Origin of the sequence: Amycolatopsis palatopharyngis, assembly GCF_003385185.1 — a bacterium.
GTDB classification, from domain to species: Bacteria; Actinomycetota; Actinomycetes; order Mycobacteriales; family Pseudonocardiaceae; genus Amycolatopsis; species Amycolatopsis palatopharyngis.
In genome coordinates this window covers 17,605-34,108 of record NZ_PQHZ01000059.1, presented here as the reverse complement: position 1 = coordinate 34,108, position 16,504 = coordinate 17,605, and the positions used below count along the sequence as shown (strand labels likewise).

The 16,504-nt window shown below is 65.4% G+C and carries 14 protein-coding genes and 1 pseudogene; 4 read left to right on the top strand and 11 right to left on the bottom strand.

What is annotated here, in order from left to right; translation table 11 throughout:
• The first annotated feature begins 262 nt into the window (after positions 1 to 262).
• Complete coding sequence (locus tag D0C15_RS34315) at positions 263 to 1,396, top strand: hypothetical protein (RefSeq protein WP_162830298.1); 1,134 nt, start codon at positions 263 to 265, stop codon at positions 1,394 to 1,396.
• Positions 1,397 to 1,479: 83 nt separating this feature from the next.
• Here D0C15_RS34315 and D0C15_RS29320 read toward each other — a convergent pair whose 3' ends face one another.
• The 4 genes and pseudogenes from D0C15_RS29320 to D0C15_RS29305 all read right to left on the bottom strand — a co-directional run.
• Positions 1,480 to 1,929 (bottom strand): histone-like nucleoid-structuring protein Lsr2, encoded by a 450-nt coding sequence (locus D0C15_RS29320; protein ID WP_116051367.1) that lies wholly within the window; start codon positions 1,927 to 1,929, stop codon positions 1,480 to 1,482.
• A 692-nt stretch (positions 1,930 to 2,621) separates the two neighbouring features.
• Positions 2,622 to 2,933, bottom strand: coding sequence for a hypothetical protein (locus D0C15_RS29315; RefSeq protein WP_116051366.1), 312 nt, complete (start codon positions 2,931 to 2,933; stop codon positions 2,622 to 2,624).
• Positions 2,933 to 3,283 (bottom strand): hypothetical protein, encoded by a 351-nt coding sequence (locus D0C15_RS29310; protein WP_162830297.1) that lies wholly within the window; start codon positions 3,281 to 3,283, stop codon positions 2,933 to 2,935. The genes D0C15_RS29315 and D0C15_RS29310 overlap by 1 nt, the downstream gene beginning before the upstream one ends.
• Positions 3,284 to 3,483: 200 nt before the next feature.
• Positions 3,484 to 3,888: pseudogene (locus D0C15_RS29305) on the bottom strand (transposase); the annotation flags it as partial.
• A 276-nt stretch (positions 3,889 to 4,164) separates the two neighbouring features.
• Here D0C15_RS29305 and D0C15_RS35255 point away from each other — a divergent pair.
• A complete protein-coding gene (locus D0C15_RS35255; RefSeq protein WP_245976381.1) occupies positions 4,165 to 4,356 on the top strand; it encodes a pyruvate dehydrogenase in 192 nt (63 codons plus the stop codon).
• A 397-nt stretch (positions 4,357 to 4,753) separates the two neighbouring features.
• Here the strand turns inward: D0C15_RS35255 and D0C15_RS29295 are convergent, their stop codons facing one another.
• From D0C15_RS29295 to D0C15_RS29275, 5 genes are read right to left on the bottom strand one after another with little or no spacing between them, the layout of a single operon-like run.
• Positions 4,754 to 5,380, bottom strand: a complete 627-nt coding sequence (locus D0C15_RS29295; protein WP_116051364.1) for an isochorismatase family protein — start codon at positions 5,378 to 5,380, stop codon at positions 4,754 to 4,756.
• Complete coding sequence (locus tag D0C15_RS29290; protein ID WP_116051363.1) at positions 5,377 to 7,266, bottom strand: hydantoinase B/oxoprolinase family protein; 1,890 nt, start codon at positions 7,264 to 7,266, stop codon at positions 5,377 to 5,379. Before D0C15_RS29290 ends, D0C15_RS29295 begins: the two co-directional genes overlap by 4 nt.
• Positions 7,266 to 9,326 carry a hydantoinase/oxoprolinase family protein gene (locus D0C15_RS29285; RefSeq protein ID WP_116051362.1) on the bottom strand — a complete coding sequence of 687 codons (2,061 nt, stop codon included), beginning with the start codon at positions 9,324 to 9,326 and terminating at the stop codon, positions 7,266 to 7,268. Before D0C15_RS29285 ends, D0C15_RS29290 begins: the two co-directional genes overlap by 1 nt.
• A gap of 22 nt (positions 9,327 to 9,348) precedes the next feature.
• Entirely contained in the window at positions 9,349 to 10,563 is a 1,215-nt protein-coding gene (locus D0C15_RS29280; protein ID WP_116051361.1) for a CaiB/BaiF CoA transferase family protein, read from the bottom strand.
• Complete coding sequence (locus D0C15_RS29275; RefSeq protein WP_245976380.1) at positions 10,564 to 11,229, bottom strand: GntR family transcriptional regulator; 666 nt, start codon at positions 11,227 to 11,229, stop codon at positions 10,564 to 10,566.
• 109 nt (positions 11,230 to 11,338) lie between these two features.
• Between D0C15_RS29275 and D0C15_RS29270 the strand changes: the two genes are divergently transcribed.
• Positions 11,339 to 12,235 (top strand): hydroxymethylglutaryl-CoA lyase, encoded by an 897-nt coding sequence (locus D0C15_RS29270; RefSeq protein ID WP_116051370.1) that lies wholly within the window; start codon positions 11,339 to 11,341, stop codon positions 12,233 to 12,235.
• 776 nt (positions 12,236 to 13,011) lie between these two features.
• On the opposite strand, the gene D0C15_RS29260 is transcribed toward D0C15_RS29270, so the two are convergent.
• Together D0C15_RS29260 and D0C15_RS29255 are read right to left on the bottom strand one after the other, a co-directional pair.
• A complete protein-coding gene (locus tag D0C15_RS29260) occupies positions 13,012 to 14,358 on the bottom strand; it encodes an MFS transporter (protein WP_162830296.1) in 1,347 nt (448 codons plus the stop codon).
• Between the two features lie 204 nt (positions 14,359 to 14,562).
• Positions 14,563 to 15,441 carry a LysR family transcriptional regulator gene (locus tag D0C15_RS29255; RefSeq protein ID WP_116051358.1) on the bottom strand — a complete coding sequence of 293 codons (879 nt, stop codon included), beginning with the start codon at positions 15,439 to 15,441 and terminating at the stop codon, positions 14,563 to 14,565.
• 285 nt (positions 15,442 to 15,726) lie between these two features.
• Here D0C15_RS29255 and D0C15_RS29250 point away from each other — a divergent pair, with 285 nt between their 5' ends.
• Positions 15,727 to 16,503 (top strand): SDR family NAD(P)-dependent oxidoreductase, encoded by a 777-nt coding sequence (locus D0C15_RS29250; RefSeq protein ID WP_116051357.1) that lies wholly within the window; start codon positions 15,727 to 15,729, stop codon positions 16,501 to 16,503.
• The last annotated feature ends 1 nt before the right edge of the window (position 16,504 follow it).

Below are 16,504 nucleotides of genomic sequence, written 5' to 3'. Positions count from 1 at the left end.
ACGACGTCCTCGCCGGCCTGGTGGTCTTCTCCTCAGCGCTCACAACATCAGATGTCATCACTCACTGTGCCCATCCCGCCGGAACCAGTCCGGCGTGTCCGAGCCAAAGACACCGATCCTGAGACAGACCCCCCACGAGTTCAGTTGAATTCGGCAGCTCTGTTGATTTCGACGTTTGTGCAATAGCAATCTGTTGAACAGTAAGCGTCCTGCTGTCTCCGGCTCCCGGTGACGGGCGGAGGCAGACGAGGGAGGACCCAGAATGGCTGACGAACCTGCGGGGCACGCGCTGGTCCAGATCACCGCTCCCAACGGCGTGACGTGGACACGGCAACCTCGCGGTATATCCAGCGGACCCCAACTGCTTGAGGCACTGTCGGTCCTCATTCGTATGAACAGCGATATCGCACTCATATGGAACTGGTGGGAGGAAGACCGCCACGAGCGTGAACATGATCGAGTGTGGAGGATACTCGCGGAGTGGAATAACGGCGCAGGACAACGCGAACACACCGACGAAGAGCTCGAAGCGTTTGAACAGCGCTGGTGCAAGGAAGCCGATAGGAAGGTCGAGGAAGACAAGACCCGGCGAGCGGAACTCGTTGCGCAGGACTACGACGAGAAGCGAGCGGATTCCCGGCGGCAGCTACTCCGGAAAGAAGCTGACGCGGCCTTCTTCCAACATGTCATCGACGCGCCGGCCAGCGCCGCGCAGCTGAAGGAAGCTGCACGACGACGAGACGAGAGCCAGGCAGAGGCTCAGGAATTTCGTCGGCAGGTTGGCAACCCGGACGATGTGCTCGACAACAGAGGATACCTCCCCGCCGAGCGGCGAAAGCAGCATCTTGACGAGCACGTGCGCTACTGGCGGTATCCCATGCTGCGGGAACTACGCCAGAAGGATCGTCGCCGGTTCAAGACGTTACTCGAGATGCCGGTGCTCGACGCGACGCACATGTGCTCAGAGTGCCAAGCTCCAATAGAGTGGCACGAGTACGACCTGACGTTACAGCTCTTCCGAGCGCGACCGGCCCGAGGATCTGTCGCAGAGAAGCTGTCAGTGCTCATGCCCGGTTGGTGGGAACGATGTCCGGCCAGCACGGCCTATCAGATCAGCCACGTATGGGGTGGCGCGCACGCGTTGCCGGACTTCACTGGCGAGCAGTGGCGCGGCACGCTGCCACCGCTACTACGAGCGATCTTCGTGCCTTCTCCCACGGCGAAGAAATTCACACCGCCAAAGCCTCAGCCCCTCGCCACTGTTCCAACAGGTCCCATTGCTGATGTGATGGCCAAGCTTCAGGAACTGCAAGCTACGTATCCGACCGCCGAGGTCCGCCAAGGCGCCCACGGTCGATGGGAGCTTTGGCCAGCGGCAGACGAAGCCAAACCTTAAATCCTACGTCTGCTCCGGACTGATACCGCCGATGACTGTCGGCTGCCTCCACCTTGTGCACTTCGGTTTTTACGGAACAGCTGTCAGACGCCAGCCTTCTTCTTCCTCGGGGCCCGCTTGCGCACCGGTTTGGCCGGAGCCTCAACCGGCTCCGGCTCAACGGGCTGCGAGGCGGCTGGCTCGCCATTGTCGAATGCTTCGTAGATCTCTTTCGGGATGCGCCCGCGCTCAGCGATCGCGTAACCGTTCTCTGCTGCCCATGCGCGGACCTGCTGGTTGCGCTCGCGGTCGGCCGACGTGGTGGCGCGGCCGCTTCGGGCCACTGTCGACTGACCAGCCGCAACCCGGAGCTTGCGTCCGCCCGTGCGCAGGCCTGCATCGACGTAGCGCTCGAATGTGTCGCGCAGCGCCCGGGCGTTCTCGTCGGAGAGGTCGATCTCGTACTGAACTCCGTCAAGGGCGAAAGGCACCGTCTGCGTCGCTTCGCCGCCGTCGAGGTCATCGACGATTTCGACAAGAACCTTCTGAGCCATCAGTACAGCCTTTCACCAGGTCGAGCAGGGTGCCGCGTCAGCGGCACAGCAACGAGCCTATCGATAGTTCACCAGATCGGCGGTATGACGCTCGCGCTACAAGCACGGACTGCAGGGGGCCAAGCGTCAGCGGCTCAGCTCCGCGGCTTGGCCTCAAAGGGAAAGGGGTGCCCATCCGGGGCGATCTCTGCCAGCTTGCCGAGATTCTTCTCGGTAGTGCTGCCCACGTGTTCTTCTTAGCGGTCGCTCGACGCCTCCGACAGAGGTCCGAGAACACCACCAGGAGGTCTCGACGAGCGATCTTCCGTCATGCTCTCTTCTTTCCACAGGCAAATGATCACCGCAAAGCTGCGAAGCCCGCTTCTTGTCCGATGCCCAAGAAGGGCGAGTCCCCTCCCCCGCGGGCGACGATCAGCTGGATCAACCCTCGCTTCGGTAGTCAGCGACGGAGCCGTGAGATTTGCCTGCACTTACGACCACACCACCCACAACGACGACCTCAGCAAGGTTATGTGCGCACCGCAGACTGATACGTAGAGCCGGAAGCGGCACCAAGCACCTGACCGACAGCGAAGCCGAGAGAAAATAGCACACGAAACGCGACATAGTCGCATCGCAAGCTTTGGGTATTTGGTAGTGCGATGGAAGACCCGTGATCAGGTGCAGCGATCGGGACAGGATGGCATCGGTTGCTAGGGCATAGGCTTTCGCGTCTCCGGAGTTCCCGCCGCACGAAGCACCTCGGCCAACCACACCAAATGCCGAGTGGGAACCTCGTCAGTTCCATCGAGCAGCGCTTCTAGCTGCGCCCACGATTCCGATACCTGACCTACACCCAGTTCTGCAGGTTCGGCGTACACGTTGTACAAGGTGTCGTCGTCGATGGTCCAGAAGTAGTCACGTTCCAGGTCGACGACACCATTCTCTTTCTGCGCCAAGTGGTCCAGCAGCAGCGTGCAGGCTTGCCGCAGGCGTTCGACAGGGATTCGCACCGAGTCGCTCATCAACCGCCCCCTTGAATGTCGTCGATCTGCCGCTGAAAGATCTTTATTTCTGCTTCCAAGTGCCGAATTCTATCATTGATTATTCGTTGCCTGATCTCCAGCGTCGGCGCGTTCTTCAGTATGCTTTTGTTGTCGAACGCGTCCGGGTTGTCGCGGTATGCGGCGAGTTTGTCCTGGTGCTCACTGACCTGTTTCTCCAGAGAGCGGACCGCGCGCTGTTCCGACACGGTCAGGCCACCAGCCCCCGCACCCCGTTCTCCGGCCTTCGCGGCATCCCCGTCCTCGTCCACAGCATCAGCGGCGCGTTCCGCACCTTTCACGGCACCCCGGCCGGCGCGGATGGCGGCCACCGCCGGTACCGGCGGTGGCCGCGGCTGCGATGGCGTCGGGGATGAGGTGGCCAATGGCGCGTCCAGGGCTTTGTTTCCAGGTGTCGTAGTCGATCAGGGCTTTGCCGAACTCGGCGGGGTTCTGGACGGCGCCGACAAAGCCTTGCGCGAAAGTGCCCTGTCCCTCCTACATCTAGATAATTGATTCCGTGTAGCTGGTGTTAGTGGTCGAGCGCGATCAGTGACCTTTTGCTGGTCGCGCCGGTGGTCCAGTTGTGCCAGATCGCGGTCGCCATGGCCAGGAGGCGTTGTGCGACGCGGGTGAACACGCCGTGCGGGGTGCGTCCGCCGTGCGCTTCGAGGTCCAGTTGGCCCTTGAGGGTTTGGTTGACCGACTCGATCCGCTGCCGCACGCCGCCAAGGTTGCCGTTGCGGTAGGTCTCATCCTTGCGGTCCGGGCGGAGCAGGCGTAGCCCCATGGCGTCGACGAGCTGCTTGAAGTCTTTCCCGGTGAAACCTTTGTCCGCCAACAGGACTTGGCCGTCGCGGATGAGGTGATGGTTGAGCTCGAGCAGTGCGGCGAGCACCTCGCGCTCGCCGATCTTGGGGTTGACCAGGCACCACATACAAAACCTTCACGGAATCAACCATCTAGCTGCCTGTCTGTGCGGAGCGATCATCGACAGCACCGCACCGCAGGGGACTGTGTCGTGAGCGGCGCCTCTCTGGTCAAGAGAGGCACCGCTCGCGTTACGGTCCCACTGCTGCGGTCGCGGAAACACTGGCGGGTGAGGGAATCAGTGTTGAAGTGATCGACTTGCGAACGATCTCGCCATTGGATACCGAGACGGTGCTGCGGTCGCTGGCGAAGACGAACCGGCTGGTCATTTGTCCACCAGGCCGTGGGCAAGTTCGGTGTTGGCGCCGAGCTCGCTGCGGTCGCCGCGGAGGAAGGCGTCTGGAACCTGGACGCGCCGGTCATCCGAGTCGCGGCGGAGTACACCCCGGTGCCGTACGCGCCCTCACCGGAGCGCGTACGGCTGCCCGATCAGCAGCGAACCGCCGATGCTGTTCGCCGCAGCGTGCGGCCGTAGCATGCGAAAAACTCATAGTTCACGGTGGAACGCGTCGAGTGTGCAGCGCTCGTAGCGTTCCCGAAACCGTGCCACCCTCTCTTCGACGTCGCCGACGCCGTAGTCGGGCTTGCGGAAGCCGGATATCAGCGTGGCGCAGTACTCCCGGACAGGAAGGACCCCGCCCACTCGCCTCCGGGCCGACGCGAAGATTGGCCGGATCTACGAAGATACAAATCAGATAATCCGGACACTCATTGCCCGGTCCTACCTCGTTCGGGGATCTTGCCAGATGACCGCTACTACAGAGGGCCTCGGAGGGCGTCGTAAGGTTTACTCGTCGTACGGGAAATCGTGGTCAACGTCCTACTCCTCGACTATAGGTCGGCGGTGGGCGAGGTAGGAGCGTGCCGTACGGTCAGGGCGTTCGTTGGATCAGTGTGAGCGCTTCGTCTAGCCGGAGCACGTCGGCGTACTTCGCGCCGAGGTCGAGCAGGTTCGCCTCGTGCAGCCTGGGGTCCCGATCGCCGCAGGCGTCGGCGACTACCAGCGGGCGGAAACCGTGTTGCAGCGCGTCGGTGGCGCTGGCCCTGATGCACCCGCTGGTGGTCAGCCCGCAGATGAACAGCGTGTCGATCCCGGCTGTGGTGAGCGTCGCGGCGAGTGACGTGCCGTGGAACGCGCTTGCGTATTGCTTGCTGATCACCGGGTCGCCCTCGTTCGGTGCGGGGTCGGCTGTGAACGCACCCAGCGGGTTGCCTTCCTCGAACACTCGCAGCGACGGGATCTTTTGCCAGAACAGTCCCCCGTCGACACCGCCGGGTTGGTAGGTGACCCGGGTGAACAGTACCGGCAACCGGGCCGCTCGCGCGGAGGCCACGAGTCGCGCGGACGCGGCGACCGCAGCTTCCACCGGCGCGTGCAGGGGTGAGCCGGCGGTGAGGTAGGCCTGCACGAGGTCGACCGCTAGCACCGCCGGGCGGCGGCCGCAGCCAAGGCGGCCGCTGAACCCGGCGGCGCGGTAGTCGTCGACCAGGTCGGTCACGAGGGAACCACCCTGCGGATGTCGACTGGCGGTTTCGGCGCGGCTAGCCCCGTCTCGGCCTCGCAGCGGGCGAGGATATCCTCTATCGGCGGTCCCATGTCGAAGACGGTGAGCTCGTCGCGGTCGGCCCTGAGTCGCGCCCGTAACTGCTCGGTGGCCTCGGCGTCAACCTCGTTGTTAGCGGTATAGACCACGCCGTAGCCCTCGCGCACGCCCTCGACGGTGAGCAGCCCGCGCCGGACTTCCAGCGCCACGAGTTCGGGATCCCGTGCCAGCGGGTCACCCCAGCCACCTCCACCCCAGGTGACGAAATGCAGCACGTCTCCGAGGCCGACTGGGACATCGTGACACTTGCTTGGCAGCACGTCGACCTCGCCGGATGCACGCTTGATCCACTTGCGCCCCCGCGCACCCGGCTTGCCGCCGTTGACTCCCCAGGGATAGGTGAGCCAGCGGTCGTCGTGGATGGCGATGGTGCCGGGCTGCTCGAAGTGGTAGGCCACGTCTACGCCGTTGCCGCCGCGGTGCAGCCCGGCGCCACCGGAGTCGGGAATCGTCTCCCACCGGTCGATTCGCAGGGGGTAGTACGACTCCAGGTATTCACAGGGGATGTTGACGAACGACGGCCACAGCGAGTGCCCGTCCGGGCCGTCGCCCATCGGCCGCCCCGGCACACCGCCGAACCCGATGGAGTACAGCTGGAACCATTCGCCCTCCCTCGGCCCTGAGTCGTAGTGTCCGGAGTACATGAAGTGCGGCGAGGAGGAGAATCCCGCTGCGTTGAGGATCTCCGGGTTTGTCTGCCCGAGCAGGCCGCCGAACAGGTCGAACACCCGCCCGATCCCGTGGTTGCGGGCGTTGAGCGCGGCCGGGTAGCGCGGTTTCCAGAATGAGTCTTCGGGAATTGTGACGTCGATCAGCGGGTAGAACCCGTCGTTCCACAGGATCTGCGGGTCGGCCACTGTGATCACGTAGATGCCGAAGAACATCCGGACCAGGTTCTCGTTGATGAAATAGTTTACCGGCCCGACCGCCTGCGGCGCGGCCTCGCTGAAGTCCAGGTGCACCTTCTCGCCGTGGCGGGTGAGCTTGATCTTCAACTCGTACGGCCCGTAGCCGCAGCCGTCGTCGCAGATGTAGTCGCTGAACTCGAGCGTCTCGCCGTCGGTAAACAGGGTGGCGAGCAGGACCTTCATCGCCTGGTAGTTGCGTTCTAGCAGGGCGTCCAGCGCGGAGAGGTAGACCTCGACGCCGAAACGGTCGCACAGTTCGGTCACCCGGCGGGCCGCTGTAGTGCACGCGGCGACCAACCCGTTGAGGTCGGCGCGGTTCCAGTCCGGCATTCGAACCTGGTTCAGAATGATATCCAGTGCGGCGGTGTTGACCTCGCCGCCGTCGTAGAGCTTGAACGGCGGGATCACCACACCTTCCTCATAGATGGTGCGCGAGTCCGACGGCATCGAGCACGGTGTCTTGCCGCCGACGTCAGACATGTGCCCGAACATCGACGACCAGCCGACCACCCGTCCGCTGTGGTAGATGGGGACCACGAGCAGCCAGTCGTTGGCGTGACTGATCGCCGCACCGCACGCGTACGGATCGGAAGTGAGCAGGATGTCACCCTCGCCGACGGTGCCGGCGAAGTTATCCAGGAAGTCCGGAACGGACAGTCCGAACTGGCCGACGACCATCTTCCCGCTGGGATTGGCGATCAACGGGAACTCGTCGTGCTGCTCGCGGATTCCTGGCGAGAGAGCCGTACGGAAGAGCACCTCGTCCATCTCGTAACGGGCGTTGCGTAGCGCGTTCTCGATGATGTCCAGGGTGACCGGGTCGACATCGACCTTCGCGACCGGTTCGGTGTTGGTTTGCAGGATCTCGGCCATCATCCCTCCAAAGGACGAATCAGCAGGCTGCCACTGGTGTGGACGGTCGCGGCGTGGTCGGGAAGGACGAGGGTGGTCGAGTCCATCTCGACCACGATCGCCGGACCGGTGACGACATTGCCGGCGAGTAGCTTGTCGCGATCGTAGATGGCGGCCTTGATGTAGGCGCCGTCCATCCAAACCTCGGTGTCGCGAGTCAGTGCCTGGCTCGGATCGTCGGTGCCCTCGTCGAGCCGTTGCCAGGCGACATCGGGACGTGGTCCGCTCACCGTGACCCTGAAGTTGATCACCTCGCGCTCGTTGTCCAGCAGAAAAGAGAAGAGCCGCTTGTGCTCGGCGTCGAACGCCGCACCCAGCGCGGCCAGCAGGTCGCCACCGTCGAGCGTCTCCGGATCCAGTTCGACCGGTATTTCGAAACCCTGACCGTGATAGCGCAGGTCGACCTGGTAACGCGCGTTCTGCTGGTCCCGGGGCACCCCCTCGGTGGCCAACCGCTCGGCCGCCGAGTCGGCCAGTTCGCCGATCACTCCACGCAGCTCGTCATCGGTGGTGGCGGAGAACGCGCGGACTAGGGTTCGGGCGCTCTCGTCGCGCGCGCACGTCGTGGCGTCGCCGTAGGCACACAGCACGCCGGGCGAGGGCGGGACGATGACGGGCCACGAGCCGGTGAGCCTGCCGAGGGCGTTGGCATGCAGCGGGCCGGCGCCGCCGAAGGAGACCAGCGCGAAGTCCCGCGGGTCGAAGCCCTGCTGCACGCTGACCAGGCGCAGCGCGCCGAACATGTTCTCGTTGACGATGTCGACGATGCCTGCCGCGGCTGCCTCCACGCTGGGCAGCCCCATCGCGTCGGCAATGGTGGCGACCGCCGTGCGGCTGGCGTCGACGTCCAGCGAGATCTCTCCGCCGGCCAGCTCACTGGGCAGGTAGCCGAGCACAACGTTGGCGTCGGTCACGGTCGGCTCGGTGCCGCCCGTGCCGTAGGCCGCCGGCCCTGGTGCGGCGCCCGCCGACTGCGGACCCACACGCAGAGCCTTGGTGAGCTCCGGAACGTGAGAGATCGAGCCGCCACCGGCGCCGACGGTCCGCACGTCCACGCTCGTGGCTCGCACGGTCAGGTCACCGACCGCCGTTTCCCGGCCGACCCTGGGCTTGCCGTCCAGCACCAGCGCGACATCGGTGGACGTGCCGCCCATGTCGAAGGTGAGGAAATCGGGGAACCCCGCCTGCTCGGCGAACCAAACCGCGCCCGTCACACCGCCTGCAGGCCCGGACAGCAGCAGCGCGACCGGGTCCTCGGCGGCCTTGCTCGCCTCGGTGAGTCCGCCATCACTACGCAAAATGGACAGTGGGGCGGAAATTCCGTTCTCACATAAAGAGTTGTCCAGGTTGCGCACGTAGCGGGACACTTCCGGCTGCACGTAGCTGTTAGCCACCGTGGTGACGGTGCGCTCGTACTCCCGCATCTCCGGCAACACATGGCTGGACAGCGACACCGGAATGCCCGGCAGCTCCTCGGCGGCGATTTCGGCCACCCGGCGCTCGTGTTCGTCATTGGCATAAGAGTTGATCAGCGAGATCGTCAGGGCCTCGATCCCGGCGTCGGCGAGCGTGCGCAGGTTCGCTCGCGTCCGGTCCTCGTCCAAAGGTGTCACCACCGAGCCGTCTGCCGCGATGCGGCCGGGCACCTCGACCGTGTGTTCCAGCTTGGCGAGGGGTTCGGGTTTGGGCCAGATGATCCAGCCTGCCAACCCGCCGGGCACGTACGAGCGGGCGATCTGCAGCACCTGGCGGAACCCCTCGGTGGTTACGAGCCCGACGCGGGCGCCGCGACCCTGCAGGATCGCGTTGGTGGCGACGGTGGTGCCATGCAGCACCTGCGCGACGTCGGAGAGTTCGATCCCCGCGTCGGCGCAGACCTTCTGAATACCGCTGCACACGCCGATCGACTGATCCTGCGGCGTGGACGCGGTTTTCGCGCGGTAGCTTGTTCCGGTGTCCTCCTCGACGAGCAGCACGTCGGTGAACGTGCCTCCCACGTCGACACCGAGGCGGTAAGTCATCCTGCCTCCTCAAAGGTTTGGGTTAGATCACGCCGCGCTCGGAGAGCGCAGCGATGCCGGGCTCGTCGATTTCCAGCAGGCGGCCGTAGACGTCCGCGTTGTGCTCACCCAGCGCTGGGCCCGGGTGTCGTACACTGCCAGGGGTTTCGCTGAGCCGGGGGAAGGCGTTGTGCATCGGTAGTTCCCCGAAGTCAGGGTGTGCGAGCCGGACGATCGCCTCCCGCGCGGCGAAATGCGGGTCGGCGAACATGTCCCGCGCGGTGTAGATCCGGCCTGCGGGCACGCCGCCCTCATGCAGCGTGTCCAGCAGCTCGTCGCTGCCGAACTGCACGGACCACTCGCCGATCAACTCATCCAGCTCGGCCATGTTACGGCCGCGCGCGGCATGCGTGGCATACCGCTCGTCCTCGGCGAGCTCCGGACGCCCCATCACCGCCGCCATCCGGGCGAAGACGGTGTCCTGGTTGGCTGCCACGAGCACCATTTCGCCACCCTTGGTCGGGTAGACGTTGCTCGGTGACACGTTGGGCAACACCGAACCGGTACGTTCCCGCTGATAGCCGCCGACCGCCCATTCCGGCAGCAGTGACTCCATCATGCCCAGCACGGCTTCGTAGATCGCCGAGTCCACAACCTGGCCGCGTCCGGTCCGTTTGCGGTTGTGCACCGCGGCCAGCGCACCGATCGCCGCGAACACGGCGGCCAGCGAATCGCCCAGGGAGATCCCGGCGCGCGAGGGTGGGTTCGTCGGATCGCCGGTGACGTAGCGGATCCCGCCCATCGCCTCGCCGATCGAGCCGTACCCGGCCCGTGGCGCATAGGGGCCGGTCTGTCCGAACCCGGTGACCCGAACCAGGACCAGGCCAGGGTTGGTCTCGCGCAGCCGGTCGTAGTCCAGCCCCCAGCGCTCAAGTGTGCCTGGCCGGAAGTTCTCCACCACGATGTCGGCCTTGTCGATGATTCGTCGGGCGAGCTCCTGGCCTTCCGGGGCGCGCAGGTTGCATGTGACCGACTTCTTGTTCCGGGCGACCACCGGCCACCACAACGACTTGCCGTGTGATTTCTCCCGCCCCCACTGCCGCATGGGATCGCCCGCGCCCGGTGCCTCGAGCTTGATCACCTCTGCCCCAAAGTCACCGAGCAGTTGCCCGCAGAACGGGCCCGCCAACAGCTGGCCCATTTCCACGACGCGGAGATCCGCGAGCGGCCCCTCGGTTGGTGTGGTGTCGGTCGACATCTAGCCCTTCCTCGTCTCTCTCGTGTCAGCTGCGGCGCGCAGCAGGACGGATTTCGCGGCGAGCACGTGGGACCGCATCACCGATTCGGCCCACGCTCTGTCGCCGATTCGCAGCGCGGCGACCAGGTCCCGATGGTGCGCAGCGCTGCGGGCCAGGTCATCGAGGGAGTAGCGATGGAACGTGCGCACCACCAGCGGTAGCTGCACGACGGCGTTGAGCATCGTGACCAGGCGCGTGCTCGCGGCCGCCGAGCGGACGATCTCGTGGAACTCGGCGTTGCACTCGGCGACCCGATCGAGATCCTGGTGCGGGCCCGCGGCCGCGGCCTCCTCCATCAGCCCGCACAGCTCGTCCATCCGATCGATGTCCTTGGCCTTGATCCGGCTGGCCGCGCGGGCGGCCGCGTAACCCTCCAGCAGCGTGCGCAAGTCGTAGATTTCCTCGAGATCCTCCGCCGTCCACTCCGCAACGCGCGCCCCCCGGTGGGGGAGCACCTCGACGAGGCCCTCCATCTCCAGCTGCCGCAGCGCCTCCCGCACCGGGGTGCGGGAAGAGCCGGTGATTTCAGCCAGTTCTGCCTCGCCGAGCCGGGTGCCGGCGGTGTATCGGCCCTCCAGGATGCCGTCGCGAAGGGCCGAGTAAACGCGATCGACGGCACGAACCACAATGAACCTCCTCGAATTGCACGCAATGTAGCGCGAAGGTGAGGCTTGACACAAGCATTGTCGCTGTTCGACTCTGGAACTATCCAATGATTGCATGCAAGGGGTGTTCATGAGGGAGATCTCGGTTGTCGAGGTAGCACCGCGCGACGGATTGCAGAACGAGCCGACGGTCCTCGGTGTCGAGGACAAGATTCGCCTGGTGCAACGCAGCGTCGAGGCGGGTGCGCGCAGGATCGAGGCGGTCAGTTTCGTCCATCCCGGGCGGGTGCCGCAGATGGCCGACGCCGAGGCAGTGATGGCCGGGCTTTCGCGCACCGACGACGTCTCCTACTCTGGCCTGGTACTCAACCAGCGCGGGCTGGAGCGCGCACTGGCCGCCGGGGTCGATGAGATCAACGTCGTGGTCGTGGCCACCGACGAGTTCAGCAAACGCAACCAGGGCTGCACCGTCGACGAGGGCCTCGCCGTCTGGGAGCGGCTGGCCGCCGACGCCCGCGCGGCCGGAATCCCGCGAACCGTCACGATCGCGGCGGCGTTCGGCTGCCCGTTCGAGGGCGACGTGCCCGTCGCCACGGTACTCAACCTGATTCGCCGGGTGCTGCCGTCCGAACCCGACGAGATCGCGCTGGCCGACACTATCGGCGTCGGCGTGCCTACCCAGGTGCGCGAACTGCTAGCCGGTGCCACCAAGATCGCACCCGGAATCCAGTTGCGCTGCCATTTTCACAACACCCGCAACACCGGCTATGCCAACGCGATCGCCGCCATAGAGTGCGGGGCCGACGCGCTGGACGCCAGCATCGGCGGGTTCGGCGGCTGCCCCTTCGCCCCCGCAGCCACCGGCAACATCGCCACCGAGGACCTGCTGTACGCGCTGCACCGGATGGGCATCGACACCGGCATGCGGTTCGAGCAGGTCGCCGAGACCGCGGACTGGCTGGGCGAGCGTCTCCGCAAGCCAGTGCCCGCACTGCTCGGCAGGGCAGGTGCCTTTCCACTGTCCTAGACGGTATGGGTGACCGCTTGGTTGAGTGGTTGCGAGCCGGGGCCTCGCTCACAAGATTCGTGGGTTGCCGGGCAGGGGCCGCCTGCTCGGCCTATCCGACAGTTGTGGGAGGACCCGGTGTTTATCGAGCGTACGAGCGTGGGGCTCGACGTGCACGCTCGTACGCTCGATCGGTTGCGTCAGCAGCGATCAATGGCGTCACTGGCGAGTTGATCCAGGCGAGACTGGTCCCGTCACATAAGCACATTCGGTCCTGGATCGGGGACCTGCCGGGGCCGGTGGCGGTCACTTATGAAGCGGGCCCGACGGGGTTCGGGCTGGCTTGCGCGTTGACTGGGGTGGGCATCCGGTGTGTCGTGGCCGTGCCCTCGAAGTTGCAGTGGCCTTTGCGGTGATCGGGTCAAGACCGATGCCAAGGACGCGGTCCACTTGGCCAGGCTGCTGAGGCTGGACTCACGGTCAAAGCGCAGAGACCGACCCGCCGCCGCCCGGTCGCCGGATTCGGGATCAGCCCGAGCCTCCCGAAATCGACCTGAACCTCCTGGCCCGGCTTGCCATCGGCCACCCGCACCTTCGGCTGACGCCGACCGAATCCCAGCTCGGCAACGGCAAACCAGTGCAGCGTCCGACTCGCCGGGACACCGCCGCAACCGACGCGGCCTTAACGTAGAGACCGCGTACGTCGGGCGGCATGTCCTCGTGCGGCATCGCACCGAGCTGCGCCAACGGGTAGACCATTGACTCATCGCGCCATATCGAGGCTCCCGCGGTCCGGCTCAGACGGTCTGACGCTCGGGCCGGTCCACGGCCCGACCTCCTCCGCCGACCCAGGCCGCGGTCGCGGCGATCAGCGAGACGCCGAGGACGAGGAACGCGACACCGCTGCTGCCGAATCGATTGGCAAGCAGTGTGCCGACGGCCGGGGTGAACGCTCCGCCCACGAGTGTGGCGATGCCGATGGACAGCGAGGTCCCCGTGTAGCGGATTCGCACGTCGAACAATTCGGCGAAGAAGGCGCCTTGTACCCCGACGTAGAGGAAGAGGAAACCGCCGAGCAGCAGCATGCCCAGGAAGAGACTGACGGAGGACGCCTGGTCGATGAGGGCGAACGCCGGGAACGCAGCGACTCCGGCGCCGAGGGTGCCGACGACGTAGATGGAGCGCCTGCCGAACCGGTCGGACAGCGCACCGCCGGCGAGGCAGATGGCGAAGAAGATCGGCTGGGTCGCGAGCACCACGAACAGCACCGTCGTCCGTGGCATCTCCAGCGTGCCGATCGCGTATGCGATCAGGAAGGTGGTGAGGACGTAGTAGACGACCGTGACGCCGAGGTACATGCCGATCCCGCGCGCGGCCTGGAACCGGGCATCACGTATGAACACGCGTATCGGCATCTTCTCCTGTGTACTCTGCTGTCGCACGCGCTCGAACTCCGGACTCTCGTGGGTCTTCAACCGAACGAAAATCCCCACGCCCACCAGCACGCCGGTCAGCAGGAACGGAATGCGCCAACCCCAGTGGGTGAACTGTTGGTTCGACACCACGGCACTCATTATGACGAAGGCGCCAGTCGACATCGCGAGGCCGATCGGCGAGGCCGCCTGCGGCCAGCTCCCGAAGAAGCCTCGGCGTCCCCGGGGCGCGTGCTCCACACACATCAACTGCGCGCCCGGCAGCTCACCGCCGACCCCGAATCCTTGGGCGAGCCGGAGCAGGACGAGCAGGATCGGCGCCCAGATGCCGATGACGCTGTATGGCGGAAGCAGGCCGATGAGGAATGTCGCGATACCCATGACCAGCAGCGTTGCCACCAACATGGACTTGCGGCCGATTCGGTCGCCGTAATGCCCTGCAACGGCGGCACCAAGAGGACGAGCCAGAAATCCGGCGCCGAAGGCCGCGAACGACGCGAGAGTCCCCGCCGCAGGGCTGAAATCGGGGAAGAAGAGAGCTGGGAAGACCGTCGCCGCGGCCGTGCCGAAGATGAAGTAGTCGTAGTACTCGATCGCTGTTCCGATGGTGCTGGCGGCGACGACTTTTCGGGTGTCCTTTGTGGCCCGGCCGATGGGAGTCGTCGCTTCGACATCCTGTGGCGGTCGGGCACTCTCGAGCTCTGCGTCCACGCTGACGCTCCTCGGTCGTTTGTTCGTACGGGACCGCAGTGCTGACCTGGCAAGCGTCCTTAGTTCACAATTGGACGCTCGGGCAATTGGCCCCGGGGGCACGTACATCGTGCGTTGTGGCGCATTCCACATCCAATCCGATCTGCCTACCACCCCCATAACTGGTCCTTATAGCCAGCTGTCCGTCGCGATCGCGGTGAGCCGTCACAGTCCTGATGACACGGTGCGGATGAACGCTTGTGCGGCGTAGGACAGATGGTGCTGGGAGTAGAAGAGGTAGTAACGCCGGTTGATCGGTGGAGCGGGATGCTTGAGGAGCGATCCGGCCGCACGCAGGGCATCCGCCCTTTCGGCAGGCAGGATCGCGCCGCCGGCGCCGGCCGCGACCAGACTGGGTAGAGCGTCCATGAACGGCGATTCGACGGACACGGTGAGCGTGGCACCGATCCGGTCGAACGCCTCGACCAGAAGCCTTCGCATGGAGGTGTTCGGGGGCGCCACGACGAATGGGAGGTGGGCGATCTGGTCGAGCCGCACGGTAGGGCCCTCATCGACCGATGTTCCTGGCGGGAGCGCGACGACCATCTCTTGCGTGCCGCCCTCCACGCACCGCACCCGGTCGGCGCCAGGGGCACCCACGAACGCGACGAGAAGTTCGACCTCATGGCGGTCGAAGAAGGTGTCGACATTCTCGTCGCCGTAGTAGGAGAGCAGACGCACCACCACGTGCGGATAGCGGTCCCTGAAACGAGAAACCCAGGACGAGACCGGTGCCGAGGCCAGCGCCGGCATCACGGCGACCGTGAGCTCCCCGTGTGGAACGTCTACGCTTTCCTCGACGGCGGCGAGCGCCCGGATCGACGATTCGACCAGCCGCCGGGCGGGTTGAACCAGGGTCTCGCCCGCTGACGTGAGTGTCATTCCGCGGGTCGAGCGGGCGAACAGCTGGGCGCGCAACTCCCGCTCGAGTGCCACGATCGACTGCGACAGTGCCGGCTGGGTCATGTGGAGTTTCTTCGCGGCGCGTCCTGTCGTTCCGTGGTCGACGATGGCCAGGAAATGGCGAGCCTGTCGAACTTCCACGAAGTCTCCATCTGCCGGGGGAGGGATCGGTTGCCCGCCACCGTTCGGTCCTCTACGGCTAAGGCGTGCTCGTCCAAGCCGTCCTCGCCCGGGTGACTATAAGTGTTGCCTATGGCTGGTACAAGGATTGAGAGTTGGACCGATGCGGATTAGCCGGATTACGTTCGATTCGTCCCTTCGGAATTCACACGCACGCAAGAGGTATTCGCCCCTTTGGGGCGCCCGCCAGGTTCCGGTCCTGCTCCGAGAGTGATGAGCGACCCCGACGCACAGAGGTGATCAGTGATGACGAGATTGGCCGACAAGGTCGTGGTACTCACCGGCGGTGCCCGCGGGTTGGGGCAGTGCGTGACCGTCGCGCTCGCCGCCCAAGGTGCGCGGGTCGTGGTCACCGATATCGTCGAGCCGGTATACGACCTACCGGCGGGCGCTGAGTTCCATCGGCTCGACGTGACCTCGCCCCAGGACTGGAGTGAGCTTGCCCGGGCGCTTCGGGACCGGTACGGCCAGGTCCACGGGCTGGTAAACAACGCCGGAATCCTCCGGTCGCGGGGCCCGGCGGGGCGTCTGCAGCACGTAAGCCTGGAGGACTGGAACGCACTGCTGGCCGTGAACACGACGGGGCCGTTGCTGGGCATCCAGGCCGTCTCACCCCTGATGACCGAGGGCGGATCGATCATCAACATCAGCTCGGTCGCGGGCGCCGGGGCACATCTGGCAGCTGGCTACGGGGTCAGCAAGTGGGCACTGCGGGGTCTGTCGCGTATCGCGAGCATGGAGTTGGGTGGCGCGGGGATCCGGGTCAACAGCATCTTGCCCGGCTACGTCGAGACCCCGATGCAGACGCAGACGCCCGAACGTTTCGTCGACGCCTGGGTCAGCATCGTGCCGATGGGCAGGATTGGCGCTCCCGTCGACGTCGCGCCACTGGTGGCATTCCTGCTGTCCGACGAATCTGCCTGGATCACTGGCGCTGACATCCCGGTGGATGGAGGCGCTATGGGGCATGTGGGTCTCAAGGTGATTGCCGACGCGATGGCCGCGGAGGTCGGTGGGGCGTGAG

Coding starts and splice junctions, on each gene's coding strand:
- D0C15_RS34315 (WP_162830298.1), top strand. CDS start 263: ATGGCTGACGAACCTGCGGGGCACGCGCTGGTCCAGATCACCGCTCCC.
- D0C15_RS29320 (WP_116051367.1), bottom strand. CDS start 1,929: ATGGCTCAGAAGGTTCTTGTCGAAATCGTCGATGACCTCGACGGCGGC.
- D0C15_RS29315 (WP_116051366.1), bottom strand. CDS start 2,933: ATGAGCGACTCGGTGCGAATCCCTGTCGAACGCCTGCGGCAAGCCTGC.
- D0C15_RS29290 (WP_116051363.1), bottom strand. CDS start 7,266: ATGGCCGAGATCCTGCAAACCAACACCGAACCGGTCGCGAAGGTCGAT.
- D0C15_RS29285 (WP_116051362.1), bottom strand. CDS start 9,326: ATGACTTACCGCCTCGGTGTCGACGTGGGAGGCACGTTCACCGACGTG.
- D0C15_RS29280 (WP_116051361.1), bottom strand. CDS start 10,563: ATGTCGACCGACACCACACCAACCGAGGGGCCGCTCGCGGATCTCCGC.
- D0C15_RS29270 (WP_116051370.1), top strand. CDS start 11,339: ATGAGGGAGATCTCGGTTGTCGAGGTAGCACCGCGCGACGGATTGCAG.
- D0C15_RS29250 (WP_116051357.1), top strand. CDS start 15,727: ATGACGAGATTGGCCGACAAGGTCGTGGTACTCACCGGCGGTGCCCGC.